The following is a 13981-nucleotide window of genomic DNA, read 5'->3' on the forward strand; positions in this document are numbered from 1 at the left end:
CTGCGGTCGATTTTTTTTTGTGCGTTTGTAGCAGGAATGAATCGAAAAATAGAATATCAATTTTGAAAGGTCTTTAACCAATTCTTTAAGTTTTCAGGAGAAGACAAGCCATTCTCTTTTAATATTCTTATGATATCGACAGCGGAAATGATCATGATCGGATGCCCATCTTCTTTGATTTCTTGGTATGCCTGTCTTGCCACATATGACGTAGTCACCAAAATGCCGAATTGACGATGCCTTAATCTGGATATCAACCTGGAAAGTTCTTTAACTGCAACGGGATTGTCTGTCGAATAGCATTTCGCTTCAAGTGCAAAGTCTACGAGAACGGAAGATTCGCCATTGCCGATCCTGAATTTCCCGATCGCGTCGCGGCCGCCGTCCCTGGAGGGCCTCGTGATATCGATCGATGATATATTTTTCAGCATCAGCTTTGCGATTTCGCCGGCGCATATTTCGAATTTGGTTGCGTCACATTCAAAATATGATTTGATGGTTTTGAGAACTTTGATGTCTTTTTCGTCGCTTGGCAGTTGTTCTTCCTTCGTCCTGAATTCTAAAGTGCGCTCCGCCTTGAGTGGCCGATACGTTCTTGTATTAACCCAGTTTCGCCAAACCGGAGGGCAGTTTTCAGAAAGCGGATTACCTGATTTTACATCATTTATCCACTTTCGGGAGACCGACGAAATGTCCAAGATCGTAAAAATGGCTTGGTAGTTTTGGAACCGTTTTCCATCCTTTACTTTCCACAATGCAACCAGGTCGTGGGTATCCCGGAGGTCTTGGGCGCCTGGTACTGCAAGCCCGACGAACTGAACGTCCCGATAAGTGCCTGTGTTTGCGAAAATGAATATGGGTGGGATTTGTGTACGGTCTTCAGCCGTCCCGTGGGCTTTTTCAAAGATGCTCCTTAATAAGAGATTGCCGTTTTTAGGAGTATCGTGCAAATCATGCCCTGGTTTTTTATTGTCGCCATAATAGGTGACGATACCGTTTTCTTTGTCGATATCGTCCGGCCAGTCAGGATCACTCAAGTTAGAGGAGAGAACAATAAGTTTCGGGTTATCAGTTTTTCCAATGACGCGAAATCCGCCCTGATTGCCAACGCCGATCAAGGCAGAAAGGGGATCATCTCCGGCGTTTCCTTGCCGACCGCCTTCATAAACTTTATCCACCAGAAGCTCCGGCGTCTCCCGGAGTAATTTGCGAAAGGGCATATTTGAGTGCAACTTTGTTAGTGCGGTCTTGGGCTATTGATACGATTTTCCTTTCGGGTGATTGTTGATCTGATCCATGGGAATGAACGCACTGAGGAATAAATGATAAAAGAATATCAAATATAATGACAATCCATTGTATTTTGTTGCGAATGGTACTTCTTACTGTAAATATTCACCTGTCGTTATGAAATATCTAATATCCACGATCTTAATACTTCTCTCCACCTCCTTCACCCCGCGCCCCCTCACCTGGATCGCGATCGGAGACTCCATCACATACCTTAACGAACACCCCAACGAAACAGACCACCGCATCTCAAAAGGATACATGACCATGGTGACCGAAAAACTCCCCCACATCCAGTATCAAAATCAGGGTCACAACGGCTGGACGTCCGGCGGGATCGCGGAACAATTCGATAAACTGGGCATCGGGAAAGCCGATATCTATTCCGTTTTCCTGGGAACGAACGATTGGTGGCAAGGGCGCCCCCTCGGAACCATGTCCGACTATTCCTCCAACAGCGGCAACGGCACGGTGTGCGGCTCCTTCCGGATCATTATCGACAAAATCCGCGCCCTCAATCCCAACGCACATATCATACTTATGGCGCCCCTTCAGCGTGGGGATTTCGTCTATCTGCATAACAATCACAACAACGCCTGGGGCTCTTACAAACCGAATAAAAATGGACAATCCCTCGAATCGTTCGTGTCAGCTTTGGATTCCATCGCGCAAAAAGAGAAAATAACATTCGTGGATTTATACCACAAAAGCGGGATCAACCTAAAGAATATGGTCAACTTTAAATTGTTGAAAGATCCCTCGTCCCACGAACCCCGCCACTACAAATGGCCTGCCTGGAAAGATATTCCCTGGAACCCCGAAACCGACGCCTATCCTTACCCGCCCGAAGTCATCAATATGACTTACGATGGTCTGCATCCTTCAGACAAAGGCTACGCCGCCATCACGAAAATGCTGGTGCCGGTTATGAAACGTTATTGAGCGTGGGTTAATTCGATTGCAACAGCCATATATTCAGGAACAAGTCTACGATTTGGCATTCTAGGGGTGAGTTATGCAGGGTTTGTCCACATGTGAATATTCAGTTTAACCCTTTTTTTGCTCAAAGGGTATAATTTTTTAGTTTCGCGATGAAAGAGTCGTTATGCTATCCGTAAGTCAAATTTCAGAGAAATTAGGTTGCTCAGCGCAATACGTAAGAAAATTGATCCGGGATGGACGGATTGATGCGGAAAGGGTTGGGAATTCTTGGGGTGTGCCAATATCCAAGATCGAAGGACTGACTATCGAAGACATTAATAAAAATTTGAGCAACAAAGTGTTAGATCAAGTATCCAAAAAGAAATATTCAAAAAGCAAGCTGAACGTCCTTTCGTTTTTCTCAGGTGCAATGGGGCTTGATATTGGGTTGGAGGAAGCCGGGATGAATGTCTTGTTGGCATGTGAGATCGATCCGGCGACCCGAAAAACGATCGTAAGGAATGAAAAGGAAATTGGCCTGATCGGGAACCTGCTTTCATACGACGTCGAAGATATATTAAAATATGCTAATCTGAAATCTGTAGAACAGGTGGATGTGATCGTAGGTGGCCCTCCATGCCAAGCGTTCAGCACTGCAGGAAAAAGGAAAGGTTTCCAAGATGAAAGGGGGAACGTGTTCTTGAAATTCATTGATGTGATCAAAAAGATCAAACCGCGGTACATCGTTATTGAAAATGTAAGGGGACTTATGTCTGTGCCAATGACGATCGAAGTAAATGACGAGATCGCGGGAGATCTGGATTTAAAAAAGACCAATGGTTCATCTCTGTACTTTGTAAAGAAAAAGTTAGAGAAAGCTGGTTATAATATCACGTTCAATCTTTATAATGCAGCAAATTTTGGTGTCCCGCAGATCCGTGAAAGGGTAGTAATCATTGGTACGTTAAACGAGAACCCTGTACCATATTTAACGCCTACCCATGCAGAATCCGGCGAATACAAATTAAAACCCTGGAAAACCTTCAAGGAAGCCGTATCCGACCTGGATGATAAGAATGCTTCCTTTGTGAAGTTCCCGGAAAAAAGGCTGAACTTCATTAGAATGCTGCAGCCAGGACAGAACTGGCGTAATCTGCCCAAGGAAGTTCAGCCGATCGCAATGGGGAATTCATATCATTTGGGCGGAGGTAAAACCGGTTTTTACCGAAGACTTGCATGGGACAAACCAGCCCCTACTTTGGTGACACACCCCGCAATGCCTGCCACAGAACTTGCCCATCCCATTTTAGATAGACCGCTTTCGGTTGAAGAATATAAGAAAGTACAGCAATTCCCTGATAGCTGGATAATAGAAGGTAGCTTGATCGAACAATATAAGCAAATTGGTAATGCCGTGCCAGTTGGGTTGGGAAGGGCTATCGGAAAGGAAATAATCGATCACCATAAAGGGATCGCTAAAAAACAAATTAAGGAATTCCCATATTCGAGATATAAAAAAACATCGGATAAAGAGTGGGAGGCAGATTTCATGCGGAAAGCCGGCAATTTGGGGGATCGAGCAAATTGAGTTAATTTAAGGAACATGTATACTTGACCTATTGATCGATCAACTGATTTGCTATGTTGAAATTCTTTGATAAGGACGGAAATGAATTGACCGAGCATGACCTGCAAGACAAAACATACTGGTGTAATCGTGGCGAGACAATGGAAAAGGCGTTTGTTAGTCTATATGGGGACATAACGGCTTATGATATCAACCCTAAAAAGAAGGGTGATAAATACGCACTTGATTTTATTTCGGTCAAAACAAAAATACTGGCGGATCTCAAGTCACAGCATCGTCCGTTTTTTACATCGGGCGAGACGTATAATATTGATTCTCAGCACGCTGTCACATTCAACGTAAAAGATAAACGCAGGTACGAACAAAATTTCCCAGGAATGGATGTTATATACTTCATTGATTGGGTGGCTGTACGGATGTTAAATACAGAAACACAAAAGGAATGGACGGTAAATCCTATGTTGGGAATTTACAAAATCTCTTTCCGTGTGTTTAAAGAAATACTATCAAAAGCACCGGTCCATAAATATAAGCAGCGGGAAAATGATAGAATGGGAAATGCAAGAGACAGCTATGTAATTGATATAAGGAACAATGCGTTTGAGAAATTACTGTAACTGCTTCGCTACGTTATCGATGACTTTTGTTAAATCATCTTTTAAATCATGGTCCCAAATAATGATCACTTTGTAGCCAAGCGCCCTCAAACCCAAAATTTTCTTAGCGTCCCGCTGGCGGTTCTTGGAAATTTTTTCGGCCCAGTACGAAGTATTGTGTTTAGGTGGTTTCCAGCCACATACTTTACATCCATGCCAATAACAACCATTTACAAATATGACAACCCTCTTTTTGGTAAAAACAACATCTGGTTTGCCTGGAAGAGATTTGACATTTTTCCTATATCCTAATAATTTGTTTTTAAAAAGCGCTTTTCGAAGCATGATTTCTGGCCCTGTTTCTTTCGCTTTAATGGCGCTCATTACTTTCGATGTTGTCGCATTCTTTGGCACTGGGGATCTGCTGTCACGTTTGTATTCAATCTTTTTCATACCTGTATGGATGTTAAAATGAAAGGTTTAATCTAAAATCTATCCAAGAAAATGGCAAAATTTGATCTAGAAAAGGTAACTATGTACGTCGAAGAACATATTGGAGAATTTCACAAAAGCAGACTGGACAAAGTTAATAGTTTAAAACTCAAGGATGTCCTAAAGAGCAAGAACCCCTATTTGTACAGAGCCAAAAACGTAAATCAGTCTAGAGATATTATTGAAGGGATATTAAATGCATATATTTCTTCGAGCGAGGAAGGGATATTTGGGAATTGGTTAGAACGGTTGGCAATTTTTATTAACGACATGGTTTACGAAGGTCGCAAGGCAGGTATAGATGGGATAGATCTTGATTTCGACAAAGATGGCAAACGTTATCTCGTCGCAATCAAATCCGGGCCTGCCTGGGGGAATGATAGTCAAATTAAAAAACTCATCGATCAATTTGATACAGCGCGCAGAAGATTGTCGACTTCTGGAGGAAAAGTTGAATCTATTTTTGTAAATGGCTGTTGTTATGGGCGATCTAAAGAAGGATCAGAATATAAAAAAGGGAACTACTATAAATATTGTGGTGCACGTTTTTGGGAATTGATTTCCGGAGAAAAAGACTTATTTGTTAACCTGATCGAACCGTTGGGAAAGGATGCGGATGAGAATAACCAGCAGTTTAAAACGGCATATGACAACTTAGTGAATAAGTTAGATCGCGAGTTTCTAATCAATTTTTGTACTGAAGAAGGAGCGATCGATTGGGAAAAGCTGGTAAGGTTTAATTCGTCATATTGAATAAGACTGAACATTAAACAGTTGTATTGTGTCGTGGTGATTTGTGCGATAAAAACAACACTTCTTACACCAACCCCCGATAAACCTCCAACGTCTTATCCAAACAAACCTGCATCGGAAACTTCTCCAGCTGCACCAACCCCTTCGCCCGAAGCTCCTTCGATTTTTCCTGGCTGTTGATAACAGAATCGATGGCGGAAGTCATGTCTTCAATTTGATACGGATCGAAATACTCCACCGCATCGCCGCCGACTTCGTGGAAACAGCTCGTGTTGCTGGAAACGATCGGACAATTATTCCGGAAGGCCTCCAGGATCGGGAGCCCGAAACCTTCATACAGCGAGGGGTAAACAAACGCCAGTGCCCCCTGGTACAATGCGTTCAGCTGCGCTTCGGTAGCGGAAATCTGCTTCGCGCGATGTTCGATGCCCGAACGGATGAGGAGCTCCTTCTCCGCTACGCCGAAATCCCCGCCGCCGGCGCAGATCAGGTTGATCTCGTACCGGTCCAGCAAAGGCTGAACGGCCTGCACGAACCGGGCGAAGTTCTTGTATCCCGCACGGTCGCCCACGAAAAGGAGGTATTCCGGGAACGGAGGTTTGAACGCCGGATCCGCCGGAACATGCGCATCCTGGTAACCATGGTGCACCACGCTGATCTTGTGGTCGGGGATGTTGAAAACCCGCTGCAGATCGTTTTTGGTGGACTCGGAAATGGCGATGATATGATCGGCCTTCGTAATGGTGGCGCGCTTGAAGGGAACGTTATGATCGTGCGGAGAGAAAAACTCGGGGAACAGCTCATGGATCATGTCATGAACGGTGATGACGAACGGTTTTTTCAGCCGCGTCAGGAAATATGGATCGTAATACGTGGGGTGCAGGATGTCGAAATCGTTTTTCCCGATGAGGTACTTCGAATACTTTCTGTTCCACTTTTCCAGCTTGCGCTGCTTTCTCAGCAAACGCTCGCCCAGCATGGGGGACAGCGGGAATCGCTGGTCCTGTATATAATGATTCCGGCTATATAGCAGCGTGATCTTGCAATCAGTAAATCCACGATCATGCAGGGAATGGTAAATATTGGCAAAGTACCTGGAAATCCCGCCGTAACGTTGCCATGAGAAAACCTGGTGATCGAAATAGACTTTCATAGAGTGCGCTTAGTATTCGACAAAGTTAATACGCTTATATTTATAACGTTTAAGTATGTAGCGCAACTTCACGAAGAAACCGAGATATTTACCCACCAGGCGGACCCTGTCTTTCCGGAAAGCCTCGTCGATCACCTGCCCGGAAAACCCGCCGGCAGCGTACCGCGAAATCAGCAGGCGGACATATTCGAACCGGTAACGCTTATCGGCCCACAACTGCATGTTCATGACATAATCCGCGCGCACCTTATATTTCAGTGAAAATTTATAGGTGTCGAATATGCTGCGCGGATAAAAAATGCTCTGGTGCGTGATGTTCTCCTTCGCCAGCATGTATCCGCTGTACTGGCAACCGAACACGAGGTTCTTCCAGAGACTGCATCCATAATATATATGATCGGGCCGCTTGAGATGACGCTCCGCCATTTCGGAAAATCCGTCGAACAGCTCATCGTCCGCACCAAGGAAAAGCACCCACTTGCCCTGCGCATACTGCACCGCTTTGTTCATGGCATCGTACACGCCGCCGTCGGCCTCGCTTTTCCAGTAAGCGATCTGATCATTGTACTTTTTGAGGATTTCGATGGTGCCATCCGTACTGGCGCCATCCAGGATTATATGCTCCACATCGGGGAACGATTGGGATAAAACGCTTTGAATAGCCGTTTCCAGGCAATCTGCCGCATTCCTGGTCACAGTAATGATTGAAACGATCGGGTTTCCGGATTTTTGCCTTTGCGTTCTGTTTCCGCCTTCCAACATATCTAATAAAAATTATAACAATTACTTATGACGTTGCAACGCCGGGATTAGTTACAAATCAATTCGTAAAAAGTTGAAGTAGATAATTATACAGGATGCCCAATTACCGTACCGGGTTGGATTTTTTGAAGGTTGAAATGTAAGGGAAGACGCGAGACCCGATTTTTTGCCTTCCCTTCGACCGGCGGATCAAGATAACCTCCAGCCATGGGAATCCCAGCTGAAACCGGCAGATTCATGCGCCAAACTGCGTATTTTAAGAAAGTGGATGCATTTTTTTGCGTGTTTCACGACTTTTTCGGTAACTTGCCGTATTCAACCAAGTTCGCCGCTTATGCTCAAGGAAGAACGTCAGAACGTAATCCTGCACGAAGTGAACCTACACAACAGGGTGCTCACGACCTACCTCGTGGAACGGCTGGGTGTGTCGGAAGACACCATCCGCCGCGACCTCAACGAGCTGGCAGACCTCGGTCGCATCATCAAGGTACACGGCGGCGCGCTGTCCAAATCCTTCCATAACGCATTCAGTCCAACAGACGTTTACGCCCGTTCGGAAAAAAAGATCATCGCGCAAAAAGCCGCACAGCTGATCGAAAACGGCATGTTCGTGCTCACCACCGGCGGCACCACCATCCTGGAGCTGGCCCGCGCCCTCCCGCAACAATTGCACGCCACCTTCTTCACCGGCAGCCTGCCCGTAGCTTTCGAATATTCGCAACACCCGCATATCGAAGTGATCGTTATCGGCGACCGCCTCCTCAAAAATTCTAAAATCACCGTCGGCGGCGCCGCCATCGAACAGATCAGGCAGGTGAAGGCCGACCTCTGTTTCCTCGGCACCAACGCCATCGACCTCCGCGACGGGCTCACAGACAATGACCTCGACGTGGTACAGATCAAAAAAGCGATGATCGAATCATCCTCCAAAGTCGTATCGCTGGCGATTTCGGAGAAAATCAACACCTCCCAGCGGTTGAAAGTCTGCAATATCAATAGTATCGATACAATTATAACAGAACTGGAACCCGATCACGAACTGCTGCGCCCTTATGCGGCGGCAGGGCTGGAAATCAGGTAAACGTAAAATCGATCCCGAAAGGCGCAAACCGAAAGAAAGGAATTACACCCCGGAAGTAATTAACGACGAAGAAAGGCTTTACCCCCGATAGCAAACTACCGTAGTGAACAATGAACGGCAGGAACGGCTATGTCTTACCATGACGTGCATGAGCGTCCATCAACCAAAATCCTTTATCCCCGATCTCAATTTTTACAGCCAAAACCAGATTCGTCATGACAAATCCAATTAGTTATCAGCAAAGAAGATGGAAGACGTTTTCACTGTTCCTCTTCTTCCAGTTGACGGCCTGCGTGCTGATGGCGCAGGTCCGCTTCAGCGGCAAAGTGACGGCGCCAGACGGTTCTACCGTGCCGGGCATCACCGTCCAATTGCGCAACACCGCCACCGGCGCCACTACGGATGCCAACGGCCAGTACAGCTTTACCGCCAACGTCCAGGGGCAGACACAGGTGCTCGAATTTTCGGGCATCGGCTTCAAAACCATCAACAAAACCGTGACCGTCAGCGGCGGCGCTGCGTCGGCCGATGTGGTGATGGAGGAAGACGTGTTGAAGATGGACGAAGTGGTGGTGATCGGCTCATCGCTCCGGCAATCGCGCAAGCAGCTCGGTAATACGGTGAACTCGGTGGATGCGAAACAGCTCCAGAACACCGGCTCCGGTAACCTCAGCGCGTCTTTACAGGGCAAGGTCCCCGGCGCGCAGATCTCCCAGACTTCGGGCGACCCCGCGGGCGGCATTTCCATCCGCATGCGCGGTACCAGCACCATCATGGGATCGGCCGAGCCGCTGTACGTGGTAGACGGGGTGGTGATCAGCAATGCCACCACCAACGTGACCAACCTCAACGTGCTCGGTAACCCCCGCGCAGAATTCGGGACCAATCGCCTCGCGGACATCAATCCCAACGATATCGAAAAGATCGACGTGATCCCCGGCGCATCCGCCTCCGCGATCTACGGCGCACGCGCCAGCAACGGCGTGGTGCTGATCACCACCAAATCCGGCAAGGCCGGGCAGATCAAGGTAGACGTGGGCACCAGCATCATCATGAACGAACTGCGCAAGAAAGTATACATTTCCAAATACGGCAAACAATTCGGGTCCGCCACCCTCCGCCTCGGCAATATCAGCGACGCGCCCACAGGATTGCCGTTCACCACCTATGTGCGGCCCGACGGACAAACGCGTAAGCTCGCTACCGACCTGGTAGACGTAACGCGCTACGATTACCAGGACGAAATCTTCCAGCGGGGGATCGGCACGGATAATTATGTGTCGATGAGCGGGGGATCGGAAAAAACGAAGTACTATTTCTCCGGCGGCTATTATAAAAATGAAGGGATCGTGAAGAACACGGATTTCCGGCGGTTCAACGTAAAGGCCCGTGTAGACCAGGAGATCACGAAATGGCTGTCGGTTTCCGGCGGGGTGGCGTATACCAACAGCTTTTCCAATGAAAAGCCCAATGGCAACGTGTTCTGGAGCCCGATCAACTCCATCAACATCACGAACAATATTTTCAATATCAGAGAAAGGGATAGCTATGGCAACCTCAAGGCCGTGGAGCCCACCCGCGTAAACCCGCTCAGCGTGATCGAGGATATGTCGCTCACGCAATCCGTCAGCCGCACGATCAGCGACCTCCAGGTGAAGATCCGTCCGGTGAAGGGATTGAGCATCGATTACATTCTGGGTGTGGACAACTTCGGGCAGGAAGGCCTGAATTTCATTCAGCGCTATCCGTACATCTCCGCGCAGGAAGGCACAGGTTATGCGTCGGCGGCCAATGTGAACACGTTCCTGATCAACAACGATTTCAACGTTGGGTACCAGGGCAAGTTCGGTGATTTTTCTTCGCAGACAACGGTGGGGTTCAATCACCAGTACCAGAAAATTACCGGGCAATATAACCAGGGGCGCGATATGCTGCCGGGCATCACCACCATCATGGGAGCCGCCACCAAGCTCGATCCCCGGTATACCTACGACCAGCGGCAGGTGTACGGCGCGTTCCTGCAGGAAACTTTCGGGTATAAAAATATCGCCTTCCTGACACTGGCCGCCCGCATCGACGGTTCCACCAGTTTCCCGGAAGACACGCGCAACTACTGGTATCCCAAGGCGAGCCTGGCCTGGAACCTCAACGAGATGGACTTCTGGCAGAACATGGGGTCCTGGTTCTCGTCTGCCAGGCTGAGAGGATCGTGGGGGCTGGCCGGCAACCTGTCCGGCATCGGCAGCTACGACCGGTTTACCTCTTACCTGTCGGCTTCCCTCAACGGTACGGCTACCTTCAACCTCAATCCTGCGCTGGGCAACCCGAACGTAGAGCCGGAGCGCGCGAGCGAAATGGAAGGCGGCGTGGACCTGTCGTTCCTGAAAAACAGGCTGGGCGTGGTGTTTACGGTGTATAACAAAAAGATCGTCGGCAGTTCGTTGCTGGTGGAAAGAACGCTGGCGCCGTCGAGCGGCGGTACCAGCCGCGTGGAAAACGTCGGCAACCTGACCAACAAAGGCTGGGAGCTGGGCATTACCGCAACGCCGGTCACGAACAAAAACTTCACCTGGAACCTCACGGCTTCGGTGAACCGCAACAAGAACCTGGTAACATCCTCGAGCCAGGTGACGCCCATCACGCTGGTGAACGCAGCGGGATCGCCGTCGGTTATCCTGGCGGGAGAGCCTATCGGCGTGTTTTACGGCAACTATTTCGAGCGCGACGAGAATGGAAAATGGAAGGTGGACGGCCAGGGCCGCCCTATCGCCGCCATCAACAATTCCACACAAAAAGTGCTGCTGCGTAAAGTGATCGGCAATCCGAATCCCGACTGGATCGTGAGCTTCGGGAACGCGCTGCAATACAAGAAGCTGTCGTTCAACTTCCTGTTCGACGGGGCGCTGGGCCAGGACGTGTTCAACGCCGACCGCCGCACCCGCCAGGGCGTGGGCATCGGGGATATTTCCGAGAAAGAGATCAAGGGCGAACTGCCGAGGGGTTACATCTTCTCGGTGTACAATACGGAAGAATACCGCGTGGAAGACGGTTCCTACATCAAGCTGCGCGAAGTGTCGCTTAGCTATGAGCTGCCGTCGCTGGCGCGTTTCATCCGCAGCATGACGGTGTCGCTCACGGGCCGCAACCTGGTGAGCTTCGACAGTTATGACGGATACGATCCGGAAACGAACGCGGGCGGCAACAGTGCCGTGCTCCGCGGGATCGATTTCGGCAACGTGCCCATCCCCAGAACGTATCAATTATCGCTCCGCGCCAGTTTCTAATCTCTAAAGTCAAGTAACATGAAAATGCATCATATAAAACGAATCGTGGCCGTCTTCCTGTTGGGGTGCACGCTTCTTCCCGGTACTTCGTGCAACAAGGAGTACATCAACCCGAGCGAGGGCTCGGTACCCAGCGTGGAAACCAGTCCGGATGCGCTGATGACGCTTTGCGCCGGTTTGCAGCGCCGTTATTCGATAGGCCGGCAAAGCCCCTTGTATTGTTATGCCGTGGGCGGCGGGTACAGCGTGTATGCTTTATATACCATCAACATCGGTAACACCAGCGAAAAAGAGGTGGAAACCGGAAAGGGCGCCATCACGCTCAGCAATTCCTTCATCACACAGATGTGGACGCAATGCCTGTTGTTGCGGACCGAATCCGAAACCGTGCTCAACAATCTCGCCATCGCCACCGATCCGGCAGACCGGGCGGGTCTGAAGGCATACGCCAGCATCTTCTACGCGCTCAGTATGGGGATGCTCGTGCAATATTATGAACAGATCCCGCTGGCGAACGCCAACCATGCCACTTTCAGTCCGCGGGCGGAAGCGTTGAAAAAGGTGATCCAGGTGCTGGAGAGCGCCGATGCGGAACTGGCCACCACGGCCATCAGCGCCAAATTCCTCGGTAAAGTGCCGAAAGGGATCGACGCGAAAAATACCATCAAAGCATTACTGGCCCGGTTTTACAACATACAAAGCATGATTACCGGTACCTACAATGCAGCAGACGGTACAAAAGCCATCACCTACGCGCAGGCGGTGGATGCCACCAAGAAATCGGAGTTCCTTTTTTCTACTGTAACGCCGAACCCTGTCGGGGAGCAGGCGTTGACGCAGAACGTTTTTGGCGCGATCGATTCTACGCTGGGCCTGCGCAACGGACTGGCGCCGGTGCCGGCCGCTACAGACCCGCGGGTGGGGTATTACATCACTTTCAAAAGCGGGACTACCTATCCGCTGAAGGCTTTCGCGGAAACCAATATTTCGTCGTACCCCGTGTACCTGCCCGGTGAGATGCAATTGATCATCGCCGAAAATTACGCGCGGCAGTCGCAATTCCCGAATGCGATCGTTGCGCTGAACGCCGTACGCACGAAAAAAGCGGCAGACGATATTTATGGTATCGGGGCGAACCAGTCGCCCTACGCCGGCGCGGTAACGCAGGCGGCGATCATGACCGATATTTACAAGCAGCGCCGGCTGGAGATGTTCATCAGCGGACAGGAGCTGGAGGATAGCCGGCGGTTTGGCCGTCCTGGCCCGAACCAGCCTGGTGAGGAGCGGAACCGGAATTTTTATCCTTATCCGTTGAACGAGCGGGATAATAATCCGAATACGCCGGCGGACCCTGCGATTTAGGGGAATTGATTGGATAGATGAAGCCGGCTGCGTGGGTTATGCAGCCGGCTTTTGTTTTTTCGGATGGATGGAGTCAATGGGAGGAAATGCTTAACTTGTTTTTAGTGAATTTTTAAAGGATGCAGGCACTGGATTCAAAAAGTTATATAGAACGGTTGGAGCGGCATTTTCAGCAATATTTCGGTGTGGAGGGAAAGAAGCGGATATTGGATAGAGGGCCGAAGGAAAAATTGCATGCTGGCTTTCATGTGCTGGAGTTTCCTCCCAACGCGCGTCAGGGCTTGTTTGTGTATTGTACGGTGGGGATGTCGGCGGATAGAATGGATGAAAATTTGATCGAGTTGTTCGCTTTTTCTCCGAAGCCGGATTTACAGCTGGTGGAAATGATGACGTATTGCGCATCTTACCATAGAACGGGACTTCCATTGAATATTCATCATACCGTCAATATCGGGCAACCCTGGCTCGATAGCTCCATCTGTGATCATGCATTCATTTCCTTACCTTATCTCGATGGGGAAATAGAGATTTTTGATTTTGAGCATCACGAAATCCATTGTTACTGGCTGATCCCGATAACGAGGGCGGAAAGGGATTATAAGATGGAGCATGGTTGCGAGGCGCTGGAGCAATTGTTTGAAGATAAGGGGCTGGATTATTCAAACCCCGGCAGGGAGTGCCTCGTGACCGGTAAATGAG

12 protein-coding genes are annotated in these 13981 nt (G+C 49.1%); 8 read left to right on the plus strand and 4 right to left on the minus strand.

Translation table 11 applies throughout. The features are described from left to right. Positions 1-56 precede the first annotated feature (56 nt). Positions 57-1220, minus strand: coding sequence for a restriction endonuclease (locus tag ACQKLP_RS01615; RefSeq protein ID WP_427319428.1), 1164 nt, complete (start codon positions 1218-1220; stop codon positions 57-59). Positions 1221-1407: 187 nt separating this feature from the next. On the opposite strand from ACQKLP_RS01615, the gene ACQKLP_RS01620 reads away from it, so the two are divergent. The 3 genes from ACQKLP_RS01620 (at position 1408) to ACQKLP_RS01630 (ending at position 4416) form a co-directional block, all read left to right on the plus strand. Further along, entirely contained in the window at positions 1408-2232 is an 825-nt protein-coding gene (locus tag ACQKLP_RS01620; protein ID WP_427319430.1) for an SGNH/GDSL hydrolase family protein, read from the plus strand. Between the two features lie 163 nt (positions 2233-2395). Next, positions 2396-3799 carry a DNA cytosine methyltransferase gene (locus ACQKLP_RS01625; RefSeq protein WP_427319432.1) on the plus strand — a complete coding sequence of 468 codons (1404 nt, stop codon included), beginning with the start codon at positions 2396-2398 and terminating at the stop codon, positions 3797-3799. A gap of 53 nt (positions 3800-3852) precedes the next feature. Then, positions 3853-4416: a hypothetical protein gene (locus ACQKLP_RS01630; RefSeq protein ID WP_427319434.1), complete on the plus strand. Its 564-nt coding sequence runs from the start codon at positions 3853-3855 to the stop codon at positions 4414-4416. Here ACQKLP_RS01630 and ACQKLP_RS01635 read toward each other — a convergent pair. Beyond that, positions 4408-4848 (minus strand): very short patch repair endonuclease, encoded by a 441-nt coding sequence (locus tag ACQKLP_RS01635; RefSeq protein WP_427319436.1) that lies wholly within the window; start codon positions 4846-4848, stop codon positions 4408-4410. The genes ACQKLP_RS01630 and ACQKLP_RS01635 overlap by 9 nt on opposite strands. A gap of 51 nt (positions 4849-4899) precedes the next feature. Here ACQKLP_RS01635 and ACQKLP_RS01640 point away from each other — a divergent pair, with 51 nt between their 5' ends. Continuing rightward, complete coding sequence (locus tag ACQKLP_RS01640; protein WP_427319438.1) at positions 4900-5640, plus strand: PmeII family type II restriction endonuclease; 741 nt, start codon at positions 4900-4902, stop codon at positions 5638-5640. 64 nt (positions 5641-5704) lie between these two features. Here ACQKLP_RS01640 and ACQKLP_RS01645 read toward each other — a convergent pair whose 3' ends face one another. Further along, the gene (locus ACQKLP_RS01645) at positions 5705-6793 is read right to left on the minus strand and encodes a glycosyltransferase family 4 protein (RefSeq protein ID WP_427319440.1); all 1089 of its coding nucleotides are present in this window, start codon (positions 6791-6793) and stop codon (positions 5705-5707) included. 9 nt (positions 6794-6802) lie between these two features. Then, a complete protein-coding gene (locus ACQKLP_RS01650) occupies positions 6803-7555 on the minus strand; it encodes a glycosyltransferase family 2 protein (RefSeq protein ID WP_427319442.1) in 753 nt (250 codons plus the stop codon). Positions 7556-7889: 334 nt separating this feature from the next. Between ACQKLP_RS01650 and ACQKLP_RS01655 the strand changes: the two genes are divergently transcribed. From ACQKLP_RS01655 to ACQKLP_RS01670, 4 genes are all read left to right on the plus strand, one after another. Further along, positions 7890-8636 (plus strand): DeoR/GlpR family DNA-binding transcription regulator, encoded by a 747-nt coding sequence (locus ACQKLP_RS01655; RefSeq protein WP_341842319.1) that lies wholly within the window; start codon positions 7890-7892, stop codon positions 8634-8636. A gap of 215 nt (positions 8637-8851) precedes the next feature. Further along, the gene (locus ACQKLP_RS01660; protein ID WP_427319444.1) at positions 8852-11920 is read left to right on the plus strand and encodes a SusC/RagA family TonB-linked outer membrane protein; all 3069 of its coding nucleotides are present in this window, start codon (positions 8852-8854) and stop codon (positions 11918-11920) included. Between the two features lie 18 nt (positions 11921-11938). Then, entirely contained in the window at positions 11939-13282 is a 1344-nt protein-coding gene (locus tag ACQKLP_RS01665) for a RagB/SusD family nutrient uptake outer membrane protein (protein WP_427319446.1), read from the plus strand. Between the two features lie 119 nt (positions 13283-13401). Continuing rightward, entirely contained in the window at positions 13402-13980 is a 579-nt protein-coding gene (locus ACQKLP_RS01670; protein WP_427319448.1) for a suppressor of fused domain protein, read from the plus strand. Position 13981: the final 1 nt, after the last annotated feature.

The sequence above is a fragment of the Chitinophaga sp. NPDC101104 genome (assembly GCF_050277495.1).
In the GTDB taxonomy this organism is placed as follows: domain Bacteria; phylum Bacteroidota; class Bacteroidia; order Chitinophagales; family Chitinophagaceae; genus Chitinophaga.

Excerpts from the sequence above, each read along its gene's own strand:
- ACQKLP_RS01615 (WP_427319428.1), bottom strand. The coding sequence starts at position 1,220 with ATGCCCTTTCGCAAATTACTCCGGGAGACGCCGGAGCTTCTGGTGGAT.
- ACQKLP_RS01620 (WP_427319430.1), top strand. The coding sequence starts at position 1,408 with ATGAAATATCTAATATCCACGATCTTAATACTTCTCTCCACCTCCTTC.
- ACQKLP_RS01625 (WP_427319432.1), top strand. The coding sequence starts at position 2,396 with ATGCTATCCGTAAGTCAAATTTCAGAGAAATTAGGTTGCTCAGCGCAA.
- ACQKLP_RS01630 (WP_427319434.1), top strand. The coding sequence starts at position 3,853 with ATGTTGAAATTCTTTGATAAGGACGGAAATGAATTGACCGAGCATGAC.
- ACQKLP_RS01635 (WP_427319436.1), bottom strand. The coding sequence starts at position 4,848 with ATGAAAAAGATTGAATACAAACGTGACAGCAGATCCCCAGTGCCAAAG.
- ACQKLP_RS01640 (WP_427319438.1), top strand. The coding sequence starts at position 4,900 with ATGGCAAAATTTGATCTAGAAAAGGTAACTATGTACGTCGAAGAACAT.
- ACQKLP_RS01645 (WP_427319440.1), bottom strand. The coding sequence starts at position 6,793 with ATGAAAGTCTATTTCGATCACCAGGTTTTCTCATGGCAACGTTACGGC.
- ACQKLP_RS01650 (WP_427319442.1), bottom strand. The coding sequence starts at position 7,555 with ATGTTGGAAGGCGGAAACAGAACGCAAAGGCAAAAATCCGGAAACCCG.
- ACQKLP_RS01655 (WP_341842319.1), top strand. The coding sequence starts at position 7,890 with ATGCTCAAGGAAGAACGTCAGAACGTAATCCTGCACGAAGTGAACCTA.
- ACQKLP_RS01660 (WP_427319444.1), top strand. The coding sequence starts at position 8,852 with ATGACAAATCCAATTAGTTATCAGCAAAGAAGATGGAAGACGTTTTCA.
- ACQKLP_RS01665 (WP_427319446.1), top strand. The coding sequence starts at position 11,939 with ATGAAAATGCATCATATAAAACGAATCGTGGCCGTCTTCCTGTTGGGG.
- ACQKLP_RS01670 (WP_427319448.1), top strand. The coding sequence starts at position 13,402 with ATGCAGGCACTGGATTCAAAAAGTTATATAGAACGGTTGGAGCGGCAT.